16 protein-coding genes are annotated in these 13,171 nt (G+C 71.7%); 12 read left to right on the top strand and 4 right to left on the bottom strand.

Annotated features, from left to right (window positions below; all coding sequences use genetic code 11):
• The first annotated feature begins 24 nt into the window (after nucleotides 1–24).
• A complete protein-coding gene (locus QP939_RS44710; protein ID WP_285452898.1) occupies nucleotides 25–1,380 on the top strand; it encodes an MFS transporter in 1,356 nt (451 codons plus the stop codon).
• Nucleotides 1,381–1,471: 91 nt separating this feature from the next.
• Complete coding sequence (locus QP939_RS44705) at nucleotides 1,472–2,359, top strand: hypothetical protein (protein WP_285452897.1); 888 nt, start codon at nucleotides 1,472–1,474, stop codon at nucleotides 2,357–2,359.
• On the opposite strand, the gene QP939_RS44700 is transcribed toward QP939_RS44705, so the two are convergent.
• The gene (locus tag QP939_RS44700) at nucleotides 2,356–2,739 is read right to left on the bottom strand and encodes a DUF6069 family protein (protein WP_285452896.1); all 384 of its coding nucleotides are present in this window, start codon (nucleotides 2,737–2,739) and stop codon (nucleotides 2,356–2,358) included. The two genes, QP939_RS44705 and QP939_RS44700, sit on opposite strands and share 4 nt — an antisense overlap.
• Before the next feature lie 48 nt (nucleotides 2,740–2,787).
• Here QP939_RS44700 and QP939_RS44695 point away from each other — a divergent pair, with 48 nt between their 5' ends.
• Nucleotides 2,788–3,294, top strand: a complete 507-nt coding sequence (locus QP939_RS44695; RefSeq protein WP_285452895.1) for a MarR family winged helix-turn-helix transcriptional regulator — start codon at nucleotides 2,788–2,790, stop codon at nucleotides 3,292–3,294.
• Between the two features lie 49 nt (nucleotides 3,295–3,343).
• Here QP939_RS44695 and QP939_RS44690 read toward each other — a convergent pair whose 3' ends face one another.
• On the bottom strand, nucleotides 3,344–4,120 hold the full coding sequence (locus QP939_RS44690; RefSeq protein WP_285452894.1) for a DUF1932 domain-containing protein: 777 nt from the start codon (nucleotides 4,118–4,120) through the stop codon (nucleotides 3,344–3,346).
• Between the two features lie 93 nt (nucleotides 4,121–4,213).
• Between QP939_RS44690 and QP939_RS44685 the strand changes: the two genes are divergently transcribed.
• From QP939_RS44685 to QP939_RS44665, 5 genes are all read left to right on the top strand, one after another.
• On the top strand, nucleotides 4,214–4,888 hold the full coding sequence (locus tag QP939_RS44685; protein ID WP_285452893.1) for a GntR family transcriptional regulator: 675 nt from the start codon (nucleotides 4,214–4,216) through the stop codon (nucleotides 4,886–4,888).
• A 201-nt stretch (nucleotides 4,889–5,089) separates the two neighbouring features.
• The gene (locus QP939_RS44680) at nucleotides 5,090–5,794 is read left to right on the top strand and encodes a 4-carboxy-4-hydroxy-2-oxoadipate aldolase/oxaloacetate decarboxylase (RefSeq protein ID WP_285452892.1); all 705 of its coding nucleotides are present in this window, start codon (nucleotides 5,090–5,092) and stop codon (nucleotides 5,792–5,794) included.
• Complete coding sequence (locus QP939_RS44675) at nucleotides 5,791–6,855, top strand: 4-oxalomesaconate tautomerase (protein WP_285452891.1); 1,065 nt, start codon at nucleotides 5,791–5,793, stop codon at nucleotides 6,853–6,855. The genes QP939_RS44680 and QP939_RS44675 overlap by 4 nt, the downstream gene beginning before the upstream one ends.
• Before the next feature lie 10 nt (nucleotides 6,856–6,865).
• Nucleotides 6,866–7,822 (top strand): VOC family protein, encoded by a 957-nt coding sequence (locus QP939_RS44670; RefSeq protein ID WP_285452890.1) that lies wholly within the window; start codon nucleotides 6,866–6,868, stop codon nucleotides 7,820–7,822.
• Nucleotides 7,823–7,869: 47 nt separating this feature from the next.
• Complete coding sequence (locus tag QP939_RS44665) at nucleotides 7,870–8,985, top strand: DNA alkylation repair protein (protein WP_285452889.1); 1,116 nt, start codon at nucleotides 7,870–7,872, stop codon at nucleotides 8,983–8,985.
• Between the two features lies 1 nt (nucleotide 8,986).
• Here the strand turns inward: QP939_RS44665 and QP939_RS44660 are convergent, their stop codons facing one another.
• A complete protein-coding gene (locus tag QP939_RS44660) occupies nucleotides 8,987–9,112 on the bottom strand; it encodes a hypothetical protein (protein WP_285452888.1) in 126 nt (41 codons plus the stop codon).
• A 98-nt stretch (nucleotides 9,113–9,210) separates the two neighbouring features.
• On the opposite strand from QP939_RS44660, the gene QP939_RS44655 reads away from it, so the two are divergent.
• The 3 genes from QP939_RS44655 to QP939_RS44645 all read left to right on the top strand — a co-directional run bounded on the left by QP939_RS44655 (nucleotide 9,211) and on the right by QP939_RS44645 (nucleotide 11,644).
• Nucleotides 9,211–9,801: a hypothetical protein gene (locus QP939_RS44655; protein ID WP_285452887.1), complete on the top strand. Its 591-nt coding sequence runs from the start codon at nucleotides 9,211–9,213 to the stop codon at nucleotides 9,799–9,801.
• A 77-nt stretch (nucleotides 9,802–9,878) separates the two neighbouring features.
• Nucleotides 9,879–10,817, top strand: coding sequence for an SDR family NAD(P)-dependent oxidoreductase (locus QP939_RS44650; protein WP_285452886.1), 939 nt, complete (start codon nucleotides 9,879–9,881; stop codon nucleotides 10,815–10,817).
• Entirely contained in the window at nucleotides 10,814–11,644 is an 831-nt protein-coding gene (locus tag QP939_RS44645; protein WP_285452885.1) for an SDR family NAD(P)-dependent oxidoreductase, read from the top strand. Before QP939_RS44650 ends, QP939_RS44645 begins: the two co-directional genes overlap by 4 nt.
• A 33-nt stretch (nucleotides 11,645–11,677) precedes the next feature.
• Here the strand turns inward: QP939_RS44645 and QP939_RS44640 are convergent, their stop codons facing one another.
• Nucleotides 11,678–12,631 carry an NADP-dependent oxidoreductase gene (locus QP939_RS44640; RefSeq protein ID WP_285459988.1) on the bottom strand — a complete coding sequence of 318 codons (954 nt, stop codon included), beginning with the start codon at nucleotides 12,629–12,631 and terminating at the stop codon, nucleotides 11,678–11,680.
• 133 nt (nucleotides 12,632–12,764) lie between these two features.
• Here QP939_RS44640 and QP939_RS44635 point away from each other — a divergent pair, with 133 nt between their 5' ends.
• Entirely contained in the window at nucleotides 12,765–13,163 is a 399-nt protein-coding gene (locus QP939_RS44635; protein WP_285452884.1) for a winged helix-turn-helix transcriptional regulator, read from the top strand.
• The last annotated feature ends 8 nt before the right edge of the window (nucleotides 13,164–13,171 follow it).

Here is a 13,171-nt window from a genome sequence, read left to right as displayed (position 1 = left end):
CCCACTTCCCCCGAAGGGCATGCAATGCAGCACGCCAACGCGCTGAACCGGCTGAACCGCCTGCCGATCAGCCGGTTCCACAAGGTGACCCTGCTCGCCGTCTCGTTCGCCTACTTCTTCGAGTTCGCGGACATCAACAGCTTCGCCACCACCGCGCCCAAGCTGATCAAGCTGTGGGGCGTGACGGTCAACCAGGTCGCGTACGTGACCTCGTTGTCGTTCGTCGGGATGTTCTTCGGCTCGATCATCGCGAGCAAGCTCGCCGACCGCTGGGGCCGCAAGAACGCCCTGATGTGGACGACCGTCTGGTTCGGCGCGTTCTCCTTCGCCGCGGTGTTCTCGTGGGACATCGTGTCGCTGGGCGTGTTCCGCATCCTGACCTCGGCGGGGCTGTCGGCGATGACGGTCGTCGCGGTCATCTACGTCAACGAGCTGTACCCCGCGGCGAACCGCGGCAAGTACCAGGCCTACGCGATCGTGATCGGCATCTGCGGCACGCCGGTCACCAACCTGATCGCGAGCGCGGTGGTGCCGATCAACAGCTGGTCGTGGCGCCTGGTGTACCTGTGGGGTGCGCTCGGCGTGCTGCTCGTGCTGTTCACCCGCCAGCTCAAGGAGTCGCCGCGCTGGCACGAAAGCCGCGGCGAGCACGCCAAGGCGGACGCGGTGCTGCGCGAGATCGAGGAGCGCGTCGCGGCGGAGAAGGGCCCGCTGCCCGAGCCCGCGCCGCCGATCGACGAGGCCCCGGTGGCGAAGGCGCCGCTGCGGCTGCTGCTCAAGAAGAAGTACCTGCTGCCCACGTTGCTGCTGACGGTCCTGTGGGTGACCCAGACGATCGGGTTCTTCGGCTACTCGAGCTGGGCGCCGACGTTGCTGGCCAAGGAGGGCTTCAGCGTCGAGAAGTCGGTGTTCTACGTGGCGCTCACGACGGTCGGCGCGCCCCTCGGGTCGTACCTGGCGGCGCTGGTGACGGACCGCTTCGAGCGCAAGTGGTGCCTGGTCGCGTTCGGCACGGTCATCGCGCTGTGCGGCTTGTTCTACGGGCTGACGTTCAACCCGGTCCTGATCGTGGTGTTCGGCTTCCTGGTGAACCTGTTCGAGCGCGGCTACACGGCTCTGGGCTACGCGTACTCGCCGGAGCTGTTCGACACGCGCGGCCGGTCTTTGGGAACGGGCGTGTCGTACGGGTTGGGACGCTTGTCGAACGCGGCTGGGCCGCTGATCGTGGCCGCGCTGTACAACGGCAGCGGGTACCAGAGCGTGTTCCTCTTCATCGCCGGAACGTGGCTGGTGGGCGCGGTGGTGCTGGCGGTGTTCGGCCCCCGGACCCGCGCGGCACGGATGAGCCGGACCCCGGAGGTGAAGACGGCTGGGGTGTGAGGGGGCGGGCATGGCAGACTCGACGCGGCCGTAGCCGCCCGTGGGGAGGCGGCGCACCGTCGGGGGCGGTCAGCCGGAGAACGAGGACGCCATGACCCACCCGCCGCAGCCCGGCCAGCCGGGACAGCACCCCGCCTCGGGAGCTTTCCCCGGGCAGCAAGGACATCCGGCCGCCTCGGGCGGGTTCCCGGCCCAGTCTGGGCAGCCCGGCCCGGGTCAGCCCGGCCCGGGTCAGCACGGCCCGGGTCAGCCAGGCCACCCGGCATCCGGCGGCTTTCCGGCGCAGCCGGGCCACCCGGCGCCTTCGAGCGGATTCGCGGCGCAGCAGCCACTTTCCGGGCCGTCGGGTGGGTTTCCCGGGCAGCCCGACCCGGGCCAGCAGGGCTACTCGGCCGCCTCGGGTGGCTTCCCGGCGCAGCCGGGTTACCCGGCGCCCGGCGGTTTCCCCGCGCAGGCCGGGCAGCCGGGCTACCCGCCGCCTCCTGGCGGATTCCCCGGCCAGCCGTACGCCCCGGCGCCCTACCCGGCGCCGGGGTACGGGATGCAGCCCCCGAAGCCGAGCGGTGTCACCGCGATCATCGCCGGGGTGCTCGCCGTTCTCGGTGGGCTGCTCTACCTCGTCGGCCTCGTCGGCAGCGTCATCACCCTGGCGGATTTCGGCTTCGTCGACTGGATCTTCGTCGTCCCGCTGGTCAAAAACCTGCTGCTCGCCGCGCTCCTGCTGCCCGGCGGCATCCTGCTGTTCCTGCGCAAGCCCGCCGGCCGCATGCTCACGATCGTCGGCTGCGCGCTCGCCATCGTGCTGACCATCGCGTCCGTCGTGCTGAACGCCGTCGGGGTCTGGTACTTCGCCGCCGGTATCGGCGGCATCCACCTGGGCGGGGCCTTCGTCGGGTTGGTGATGGTGCTGGTCCCCGCCGGGGCGGCGCTGGTCCTCGCGCTCGTGAAGCCGACCGCGCGGTGGTGCGGCCGCGCCTAGTCCCGCGCCGGACGCATCGCCGTCACCACCGCCGACGTCACCACCAGGTGCATCAGCATCAGTCCGACGACGTTGGCCGCTGTCGCGCCCGCCGTCAGGAGCAGCAGGTCCGGCACCCACGTCAGGACGAGCACCGACGGCACCACCACCCGCAACGCCTTCGGGGCCCGGCGGGCGATCAGCGTCCAGCCGACCGTGCCCACCAGCACGCCCGCGACCGTCGCCGGCAGGTAGGCGACGGGGGACAGGCCGATCCCGAGGCCGCCCGCGTCGAGCAGTGAGGCGAGCAACGCGATTCCCGTGTTCACGGCCAAAGCGGCCAGTGCGGCCAAGCCGACGCGGAGGGCGACGGCCGAGGTCGGGGTGGCGGCGGTCGTCATCGCTCCTCCTTGGGTTGCGTGTTCAACCCAAACGGTAGGCTGGGTTGCGTGTTAAAGTCAACCGTGGACGAGCACGAAGAAGAGCCGGTCCGCTGGCTCGACGGCGACCAGCACCGGGCGTGGATCAACCTGGCCAAGGTCCTGCTGACCCTGCCCGGAGCACTCGAAAGCCAGCTCCTGCGCGACGCGGACCTGACGCTGCTCGGCTACATGATCCTCGCCCGCCTGTCCGCCGTCCCCGGGCAAACCCTGCGGATGAGCGAGATCGCGGAGATGGCGAACGGGTCGCTCCCGCGGATTTCGCACGCGGTCGCGCGGCTGGAGGACCGGGGCTGGGTGACGCGCCGGGTCTGCACCGGCCAGGGCCGCCGGTTCACCGCGGCCACCCTGACCGACGCCGGCCGCGCGCACCTCGAAGCTTCAGCTCCGGGACACGTCGCGACCGTGCGACGGCTGGTGGTCGAACCGCTGGGGGAGGACTTCGTGCGGCTCGGGGACGCTGTCGAGCGGATCGTCGAGGTCCTCGGCCTGCCGACGACGATCCTCAAGCCGTAGCGGCCGCCGTGATTCCCTTGCGTGGCAGCAAGGAGACCATTACGCGTCGTCAACCATCCTGGGAATCGGCCAGGTGCGCGAGCTGGTCCCGGGCCGCGCCCGCGACGTCGGCGCGCACACCCAGCTCGCCGAGCATCTCGGCGGCCGCCGCCATCTCCGCGGTCCGGCGGACGGCGTGCTTGTGCGAGCCGTCGACCAGCCTGTCCACTGTGGACGCACTCGCCGCCGTCAGCTCGTCGACGACGATCTTGCGCAGCCAGTCCTCGCAGCCCGCGGCTTTGGCCGCCGTGAGGGCCTCGACCACGGCGGCCGACATGCCTTTGAAGAACACGCTGCGCAGGAGCTTGCGTTCGGCGGCGAGCCCGGCGTCGCCCGGCATGACCTCGACGGCGGCGCCGAACGAGTTCAGCGCGGTGGCCATGGCCCCGGCGGCCGTGCCGGTGGCGAGCATCGGGACGCGCAGGCCGCGGCTCGGCACCGGCGCCATGATCGCGATGTCGGCGAACGGCACGCCGTGCTCGGCGGCGATGGCGGCCAGCTTGCGCTTGGTGCCGGGGGAGGCCGTGTTCAGGTCCGCCCAGACGGTGCCGTCGCGCAGGCCGGCGAGCCCGGCTTCGAGCGCGTCGACGGCGGCCGACGCGCTGTTCACGCTGAGCACGAGATCGGCGCCCTCGGCGGCTTCGGCTTCGGAGCCGGTGACGACCACGCCGTCGACCCCGGGAACGGCCGGGTCGTAGCCGCGCACGACAGCGCCGGCGGCGACCAGGTCGAGGGCGAGCGCGCTCCCGGCCTCGCCGAGGCCCAGTACCGCGATGGTTCCGGTCATAGCAGAATCCTCTCGACAAGCTACGATCGAGTACACGATGTGCTCGACAAAATTGTCAACAAACGGCGTCTTTTCTACCAACGGAGTCGGGGTATGACGGAGAGTGCTGCGGACCGGCAGCCGGGGGAGCGTTCCGTGGTGGCGGCCATCCGCGACGCCATCGTCCGTGGCGAGTTCGTGCCCAACCAGCGGCTGGTCGAGGCGGACCTGTCCGCCCAGTTCGCCGCGAGCCGCGCCACGGTGCGCGCCGCCCTGATCGAGCTGACGAACGAGGGCCTCGTCGAGCGCGTGCAGAACCGGGGCGCGCGGGTGCGGGCGGTGTCGCTGGAGGAGGCCGTCGAGATCTCCGAGGTCCGGATGATGCTCGAGTCCCTGTGCGCGGCGAAGGCGGCGGAGCGGATCAGCGACGCCGAGGTGGCCGAGCTGCGCGAACTGGGCGAGCAGATGCAGGCGGCGGTGGCGGGTGGGGACGTCGTCGGGTATTCGGGCCTCAACCAGCGGCTGCACCGGCGGGTCCGCGAGATCAGCGGCCAGCGCACGGCCGCGCAGGTCCTCGAGCGACTGCGCGGGCAGAGCGTCCGCCACCAGTTCCGCCTGGCGATGCGCCCGGGGCGGCCGCAGGTGTCGCTGCCGGAGCACCTGGCGATCATCGACGCGATCTGTTCGCACCAGCCGGAGGAGGCCGCGGCGGCCGCGCGGGTACACCTGGGGAGCGTGATCGAGGCCCTCAAGGCGGCCGACGCGGAGGTGTCTCCGCTCCACTCCTGACCGATCGCCCTGGCCCAAGCGCCCCAAGGCGGCCTTGGTTGCGTCTCACGCACCGAAGGCCGCCTTGGTTGCGTCTCACGCACCGAAGGCCGCCTTGGTTGCGTCAGACGCACCGAAGGCCACATTGGGGCGCTCCTCCGCCCGTGACTTGCCCGCCAAAATTGTTGACAATTTCGTCGACGGAACTCTACGGTGGACCGTATGAAGCCCGTCATCGTCACCGATCCCCCGCGCGCCGACCTCGAACAGGTCACGCGGCTGGCCGAATACGGCGTCGCCACCGTGCACGAGGCTCTCGGCCGCTCCGGGCTGCTCGGCCCGGACCTGCGGCCGATCCAGGACGGCGCGCGCGTCGGCGGAACCGCCGTCACCGCGTTGTGCTGGCCCGGGGACAACCTCATGATCCACGCCGCCGTCGAGCAGTGCCGCGAAGGCGACGTCCTGGTCGTCGCCACCACTTCGCCGTGCCGCGACGGGCTCTTCGGGGAACTCTTCGCCACCGCGCTGCGGCGCCGCGGCGTGCGCGGCCTGGTCATCAACACCGGCGTCCGCGACGTCGCCGACCTGCGTGAGCTCGGCTTCCCCGTGTGGTCGGCCGCGGTCAGCGCGCAGGGCACGGTCAAGGCCACCGCCGGCGCGGTGAACGTGCCCGTCGTCATCGGCGGGCAGGTCATCCGGCCCGGCGACGCCATCCTCGCCGACGACGACGGCGTCATGCGCGTGCGCCGCGAAGATGTCCAAACCGGACTGGAGGCGTCGCAGGCGCGGCTGGAAAAGGAAGCCGCCGCGCGGGAAGCCTTCGCCAACGGCCAGCTGGGCCTCGACCGCTACGGGCTGCGCGAAAAGCTCGAAGCCCTCGGCGTCCGGTACCTGACCGCCGAGGAGTACGAGAAGGAGCAGGCATGACCGGCGTGCGCTGCATGCTCATGCGCGGCGGGACTTCGAAGGGCGCGTACTTCCTCGCCGAGGACCTGCCCGCCGACCCGGCCGCCCGCGACGACCTGCTGCTGCGGATCATGGGCACCCCGGACCCGCGCCAGATCGACGGGATCGGCGGCGCGCACCTCGTCACCAGCAAGGTCGCGATCGTCTCCGCGGCGACCGAGCCCGGCCACGACGTCGACTACCTCTTCCTGCAGCTCGGCGTGGACCAGCCGACCGTCTCCGACCGCCAGACCTGCGGCAACCTGCTCGCCGGCGTCGGGCAGTTCGCCGTCGAGCGCGGGCTGGTGCCCGCCGGGCCCGAGCGCACCACCGTCCGCGTGCGGCTGCTCAACACCGGCACCATCGCCGTCGCGACCTTCGCCACCCCCGGCGGCGAAGTCGACTACAGCGGCGGCACGGCCATCTCCGGCGTGCCCGGCACGGCCGCCCCGGTCGAGCTGGACTTCACCGAGACCGAAGGGTCCGTGTGCGGCAGCCTGCTGCCCACCGGCCACGTCCGCGACGACGTCGGCGGCATCGAAGTGTCCTGTGTGGACAACGGGATGCCGGTCGTCGTGGCGCGCGCGGCGGACCTCGGCATCACCGGCTACGAACCGGCCGACGTCCTGGCCGCCGACTCCGCCCTCACCGAGCGGATCGACGCGCTGCGCACCGAAGCCGGGAAGTTGATGGGGCTCGGCGACGTCAGCGCCAGTTCGGTACCCAAGACCACGCTGGTCGCGGCGCCCCGCGACGGCGGCGCGATCTGCACCCGCACGTTCATCCCGGTCAAGCCGCACCCGTCGATCGGCGTGCTCGGCGGCGTCAGCGTGGTGACGGCGCTGCTGCTCGACGGCGCGGTGGGCAGCGAGCTGCTCGTCGCCCCGCCTGCGGGGGAGCCGGTCGAAATCGAGCACGCCAGCGGGAAGCTCGCCGTCGGCATCGAGTTCGACACCACGACCACCCCGCCCCGGGTCCGCCGTTCGACGGTGATCCGCACGGCGCGGAAGCTGTTCGACGGCACCGTGTTCCCCCGGCAGTGAGGAGCCGACTGTGCCCGAGCCCTCGCCCCGACATGAGATCGCGCACCTCGGGTACGTCGAGCTGTTCACCCCGGAACCGGAGAAGAGCCTGGACTTCTTCGTCCGCGTGCTCGGCCTGACCGAGAACGGCACCGACGGCGACTCGGTGTACCTGCGCACCTGGGACGACTACGAGCACCACAGCCTCAAGCTCACGGCGACGAAGACGTCCGGGGTCGGGCGGACGGCGCTGCGAGCGTCCAGTGAGGACGCGTTGAAGCGGCGGGTGGTCGCGCTCGAGCAGCGCGGCCTCGGTGTCGGCTGGGTCGACGGCGGCACCGGGATCGGCCCGTCCTACCTGTTCCGCGACCCGGACGGCCACGAGTTCGAGCTCTACTGGGAAACCGAGCGCTACGACCCGCCCGAGCACCTGCGGCCGGCGCTGAAGAACCAGGCGCAGGCCTACCCGGGGCGCGGGGTCGGCGTCCGCCGCCTCGACCACGTCAACTACCTGGCGCGGGACGCGGAGGCGAACGGCCGGTTCGTCTGCGACGCGCTCGGCGGCCGCGTCACCGAACAGATCCGGCTCGACAGCGGCGCCATTTCCGGGCAGTGGACGCACTTCGCGCAGAAGTCCTACGACCTCGTCTACACCAACGACTGGACGAAGTCGAGCGGGCGCCTGCGCCACATCGCGTTCGCCGCGGACACGCGCGAGGACATCCTGCGCGCCGCCGACATCGCGCTCGACAACGGCGTCCACATCGAAACCGGGCCGCACAAGCACGCGATCCAGCAGACGTTCTTCCTCTACGTCTACGAGCCCGGCGGCAACCGCATCGAACTGTGCAACCCGACCGCGCGACTGATCTTCGCGCCCGACTGGGAGCCGGTCACGTGGACCGAAGCCGAGCGGGCCAAGGGGCAGGCGTGGGGGCTGAAGACGATCGAGTCGTTCCACACGCACGGGACCCCGCCGGTGGACTGAGCCCGCGTGGCAGGATCAGCGGGCCAGCGCTCGCCCGGGAGGTCGCCATGCCGTTCGCCGACGAACTGATCGGCGCCCCGGCCGTCCGGGATCTCGCCGCCGCTCTCCGTTTGACGGTCCCGAAATCGCGGGTCGCCGCCGCGGAAGCCGCGCTCGCGCCGTTGTCGCTTCGGGAACGCAGCGACCTCCTGCGGGACGCGCTGCTCGCCGACCTGCCGGGCGACTACGCGTCCTTCGCGGCGACGATCCGCGCCGCGGCCGCCCGCGCGCCCTCCTTCACCGGCTGGCTGATCTGGCCGGTCACCAGCGCCGTCGCGGTCAAGGCCGTCGACGAGGGCACGGCGGCGGCGTTCGACGACGCGCTCGCCCTGCTGGCCGAGCTCACCCCGCGCCTGACGGCCGAGTTCGCCCTGCGCACCTTGCTCAACCACGACCTCGACCGCGCGCTGGCGGCGATCGAGGGCTGGACCCGGTCGGACAGCCACGACGTGCGGCGGCTCGCGTCGGAGGGAACCCGGCCGATGCTGCCGTGGGCGGTGCGCGTGCCGCGCGTCCTGGCCGAGCCGCGAGCGACCCTGCCGATCCTGAACGCGTTGTACCGCGACGAAAGCGAGTACGTGCGGCGGTCCGTCGCCAACCACCTCAACGACCTCAGCCGCCGTGAACCGGAGCTGGCCGTGGCGACCGCGTCAGCCTGGCTGGCCGAGCCGGGCGATGACCCGGTGGCCACCGGGAAACTCGTGCGGCACGCGCTGCGCACGCTCGTCAAGCAAGGCCATCCCGAAGCGCTCGGCTTGCTCGGGTTCGCGCCCACGCGCGTCGAAGTGACCGGGCCGCGCCTCGCGTCGGACACCGTGGCGATCGGCGGGAGCCTGCGGTTCACCGCGACGGTGCACAACCCCGACCCGGACCCCGCGCGGCTCGCGATCGACTACGTCGTCCACCACCGCAAGGCCAACGGCACCTTGACCGGCAAGACGTTCAAGCTCACCACGCGCGTGCTGGCGCCGGGGGAGAGCTTCGAGCTGAGCCGGGAGCACTCGTTCCGGGTGATCACCACCCGGCGCTACCACCCGGGACCGCACGCGCTGGAGCTGCAGGTCAACGGCGTCCGCTCCGGCCGCGCGGAGTTCGTCCTCGAGGCCGGAGCGGACGAGCGCTGACTTACTGGCAGGCTTCGCAGTCCGGGTCGTCGATGCGGCAGGCGGCGCCGTCGGTGAGCTCGAAGTCGAAGTCGTCGAGCGCCGGCACGACGGGTGCGGTCTCCTCGGGCGTGGCGGTGGCGGACATGGCCCTCCTCGGGTCGAACGGTTCCTGTTCCTGTGTAGCGCCCAAGATCGCCGGGCATTCCGTGACGCGCGGCACACTCGCCGTGGTAGCTTCCCGGCATGCGCCTCGCGTTCGCGGTTCTCGCGTCCCTGCTGGTGTTTTCCCTGGTCACCCCGGGTGCCGACGCGGCACCACGGCCGGGCTGCGAGTGCCCGACGCCGTCGATCGACCGGCTGCAGCAGTGGCTCGCCAGCGGTGAAGGCACCACCGTCCCGCCCACCGGGAACCTTCTTGTCCGCGAAGGGAACCGGTACACGGCGAAGGTCAGCTTCCTGAACGCCGAGTGGCACGTGGTCGTGGTGTGGCTGGGCAACCAGTTCGAAGCGCAGGCTGACCTGTCGCGTTCGGCGGGGTTCTGGCTGACCTACCGCGCGAGCGACGATCTCTACGTCCAGCTGCGCCCGGCGTCGCACTGGAGCGGCGGCGACAAGTGGCTGACGCTCGTGCCGTCGACGGGTGGCAAGGTCGTGACGAAGTTCTTCAGCTTCGCGCCCCGGGCGTGGACGTCGCTGCCGGAGCTGGGCACGCCGGCGTACTCGTTCGCGTCGGCGCTGCGGGAGGCGCGGGGTTTGGTGTTCGTCGGCAAGACCCCGAACGAGCTCGCGTTCAGCGGGCTGCGCATCGCGGGGTACCGGCCGCCCTGCCTTTGAGCGTCATGACGTGAGCGCATACCCGGTGTGCTGAACTTTCGCTGTTCGCATGGCCGGATCGGTCATAGCGTGAAGTCGTGAACCTGATCGAAACCCCTTACGGATTCAGCAGCACCGCGGCCGAGGTGGCGGAAGGCGCCGACCTGACCGGACGGCGCGCGGTGGTGACGGGCGCGTCCTCCGGGCTCGGCGTCGAGACGGCGCGTGCCCTGGCCTCGACCGGCGCCGAAGTCACCCTGGCCGTCCGCGATGTGGCGGCGGGCGAACGTGTTGGCCGGGACATCACCGCGACGACCGGCAGCACCTCACTGCGGGTCGCGCCGCTGGACCTCAGCGACCCGGACTCGGTCGCCGCCTTCACCGCGGCGTGGGACGGCCCGCTGCACGTCCTGGTCGCCAACGCCGGGGTGATGGCCACGCCCGAGCAGTACACCGCGCAGGGCTGGGAGCTGCAGTTCGCCACCAACCACCTCGGGCACTTCGCCCTCGCCACCGGCCTGCGCGACGCGCTGGCCGCCGACGGCGCGGCCCGGATCGTGCTGGTCAGCTCGAGCGGGCACCAGCTGTCGCCGGTGGTTTTCGACGACGTCGGCTTCGCCTTCCGGGCGTATGACCCGTGGCTCGCCTACGGCCAGTCCAAGACCGCCAACGTGCTCTTCGCCGTGGAAGCGACGCGGCGGTGGGCCGGGGACGGCATCACCGCGAACGCCCTCATGCCCGGCGCGATCTTCACGAACCTGCAGCGCCACACCGGCGGCCGCGGCTCCGGCACGATCCCGCCCGAGCTGATGAAGACCCCGGAGCAGGGCGCGGCGACGTCGGTGCTGCTCGCGACCTCACCCCTGCTCGAGGGCATCGGCGGCCGCTACTTCGCCGACTGCAACGAAAGCGAGACGATCGACCGCCGGGGCGCCGCGGGGCCCCTGCAGGGTGTCGCCCGCTACGCGCTCGACCCCGAAGGCGCCGAGCGTCTCTGGACCCTCTCCGAAACCCTGCTCGCCAAAGGAATCGCATGACCCCGAAAGTCGCCCTCGTCACCGGCGCCACCCAAGGCCTCGGGCTCGCCCTCGTCGAAGGACTGGCGCAACAGCTGTCCACTGAGGACACCGTGTATCTGACCGGCCGCGACGCCGAACGCGTCGCGCAGGCCGTCGACGCTTTGCCCGGCGGCGGCGCTCGGGTGCGCGGCGAGGTCCTCGACGTCGCCGATCCGCACGGGTCGGCGCGGCTGGCCGAGCGGCTGGCGGACCGGCACGGCGGCGTCGACGTCGTGTTCGGCAACGCGGTGATGCGAGTCGGTCCGGACGACGACCCGCGCGCGATCGTCGAGGAGTACGCCGAGGTCAACAACTTCGGCACCACGCGGCTCCTGCGTGCGTTCACCCCGCTGCTGCGCGACGGCGGCCGGTTCCTCGTGGTCGCCAGTTCGTTCGGCACGCTGCGGCACCTGGCGCCCGCCTTGCACGACCGGTTCGACGGGCTGTCCTCTTTGGACGAGGTGGACAAGCAGGTGGCAGCGTGGCGCGACGCGGTGAAGGACGGCACCGCCCGCGCCGGCGACTGGCCGGGATTCGTCAACATCCCGTCCAAGATCGGCCAGGTCGCGGCGGTGCGCGCCCTCGCGGCGCAGCGCCGCGACGACGACCTGGCGCGCGGAATCCTGCTCGCGGCCGTCTGTCCCGGGATGATGAACACGCCGACGTCGGCGATGTGGTGGGACGTGAGCGACGCGCCGAGCCCGGCCCAGGCGGCGGAGACGGTGCTGGAGCTGGTGTCCCGGCCGGTCGACCCGGGTCAGTACGGCGAGCTGATCCGCGACGGAGCCGTCCTGCCCTGGAAGTGACCTCAGTTCGGGCGGCCCTCACCGGCGTAGCCGTCAGGACGCCACGCGCAGGACGAGCTTGCCGCGCGTGCGGTTGGACTCGCCGCGGGTGTGCGCCGCGGCGACCTGGTCGAGCGGGAACACCTCCTCGACCTCCACCGCCACCTCGCCGGAGTCGAGGAGGGCGCCGATGGTGGTGAGCGCGGGGCCATCCGGCTCGACCAGGAACGGCGACACGCGCACGCCCTTCGCCTCGGCCGCGGCGGCCAGTTCGGGTGACACCCCCGCCGGGACGGCGACCAGGAGCCCGCCCGGGCGCAGCACGTCCAGGGACCGCGTGCTCGTGTGGTCGTGGACGTCGCCGACCAGGTCGATCACGACGTCGACGTCGGAGGCCGCGTCCTCGAACCGGACGGCGGTGTAGTCGATGAGCTCGTCCACGCCGAGCTTGGTGAGCCAGTCGTGGCTGCGGGCCCGGGCGGTGCCGAGCACGTGGGCGCCGAGGTGCTTGGCGAACTGGACTGCCAGGTGCCCGACACCACCGGCGGCGGCGTGGATCAGCACGCGCTGCCCGGCCTGGACGTGCGCGGTGTCGACGAGCGCCTGCCACGCGGTGAGGGCGGCGAGCGGCACGGCGGCGGCCTGCTCGTGGCTGAGGCTCGCGGGCTTGCGGGCGAACTGCCGGGCCGGCGCGGTGACGTATTCGGCGTAACCCCCGGCCGCCCGCGGGAACCAGGGCATGCCGTAGACCTCGTCGCCTTCCCGCAGGGTCGTGACGCCGAAGCCGACCTTCTCCACGACGCCGGAGACGTCCCAGCCGAGGATGAAAGGCGGCTCGCCGAGCACGCCCGCCATGCCCGCGCCCGCCCGGGTCTTCCAGTCCACCGGGTTGATACCGGCCGCGTGCACCTTCACCCGGACCTCGGTCGGCAGCGGTTCGGGGCGGGGCACTCGCTGAACCGAAAGCACGTCGGGACCGCCGAGGGTGTGCTGGACGACGGCGCGCATCGAGGTGTCGGACACTGGTTCTCTCCCTGGTTCCGTGATCTTTCCGGTGGCACCGGCAACGTATCCGCAGGGATATAGTTACCCGCAAGGGCTAGAACTTCCCATCGGGAAGTATCGAGGTGAGAGGCTTGCGATGACCACTGTGTGCCTGACCGGACAGCACGCCGACCACGACGTCTACGCGGCGCAGTGCCCGTGCCGGGCGATGCTGGACCTGCTGGCGAACAAGTGGTCCGCGCTGGCGATCGGCGCGCTCGAAGAAGGCCCGCGGCGCTTCGGCGAGCTCCAGCGGCATCTGCAGGGAGTGAGCCCGAAGGTGCTGACCCAGACGTTGCGGCGCCTGGAGGAGTTCGGCCTGGTCGACCGCACGGTCTATCCCGCGGTGCCCCTGCACGTCGAGTACTCGCTCACCGAGCTCGGCCACAGCGCGGCCGTGCCGTTGCGCATGCTGCGCAGCTGGGTCGAGGACAACATCGACGGCGCCGCCCGCGCGGCGGCCTCCTGTGCGGGCGAGACCGCTTCGAACCGCTGACCGCGTGC

The sequence above is a fragment of the Amycolatopsis nalaikhensis genome (assembly GCF_030264295.1).
Taxonomy (GTDB): Bacteria; Actinomycetota; Actinomycetes; order Mycobacteriales; family Pseudonocardiaceae; genus Amycolatopsis; species Amycolatopsis nalaikhensis.
The sequence above is the reverse complement of the archived record's forward strand: the minus strand, read 5'-3'. Positions and strand labels throughout refer to the sequence as shown.

Coding starts and splice junctions, on each gene's coding strand:
- QP939_RS44705 (WP_285452897.1), top strand. CDS start 1,472: ATGACCCACCCGCCGCAGCCCGGCCAGCCGGGACAGCACCCCGCCTCG.
- QP939_RS44640 (WP_285459988.1), bottom strand. CDS start 12,631: ATGCGCGCCGTCGTCCAGCACACCCTCGGCGGTCCCGACGTGCTTTCG.
- QP939_RS44675 (WP_285452891.1), top strand. CDS start 5,791: ATGACCGGCGTGCGCTGCATGCTCATGCGCGGCGGGACTTCGAAGGGC.
- QP939_RS44710 (WP_285452898.1), top strand. CDS start 25: ATGCAGCACGCCAACGCGCTGAACCGGCTGAACCGCCTGCCGATCAGC.
- QP939_RS44700 (WP_285452896.1), bottom strand. CDS start 2,739: ATGACGACCGCCGCCACCCCGACCTCGGCCGTCGCCCTCCGCGTCGGC.
- QP939_RS44660 (WP_285452888.1), bottom strand. CDS start 9,112: ATGTCCGCCACCGCCACGCCCGAGGAGACCGCACCCGTCGTGCCGGCG.
- QP939_RS44690 (WP_285452894.1), bottom strand. CDS start 4,120: ATGACCGGAACCATCGCGGTACTGGGCCTCGGCGAGGCCGGGAGCGCG.
- QP939_RS44680 (WP_285452892.1), top strand. CDS start 5,090: ATGAAGCCCGTCATCGTCACCGATCCCCCGCGCGCCGACCTCGAACAG.
- QP939_RS44645 (WP_285452885.1), top strand. CDS start 10,814: ATGACCCCGAAAGTCGCCCTCGTCACCGGCGCCACCCAAGGCCTCGGG.
- QP939_RS44655 (WP_285452887.1), top strand. CDS start 9,211: ATGCGCCTCGCGTTCGCGGTTCTCGCGTCCCTGCTGGTGTTTTCCCTG.
- QP939_RS44665 (WP_285452889.1), top strand. CDS start 7,870: ATGCCGTTCGCCGACGAACTGATCGGCGCCCCGGCCGTCCGGGATCTC.
- QP939_RS44685 (WP_285452893.1), top strand. CDS start 4,214: ATGACGGAGAGTGCTGCGGACCGGCAGCCGGGGGAGCGTTCCGTGGTG.
- QP939_RS44635 (WP_285452884.1), top strand. CDS start 12,765: ATGACCACTGTGTGCCTGACCGGACAGCACGCCGACCACGACGTCTAC.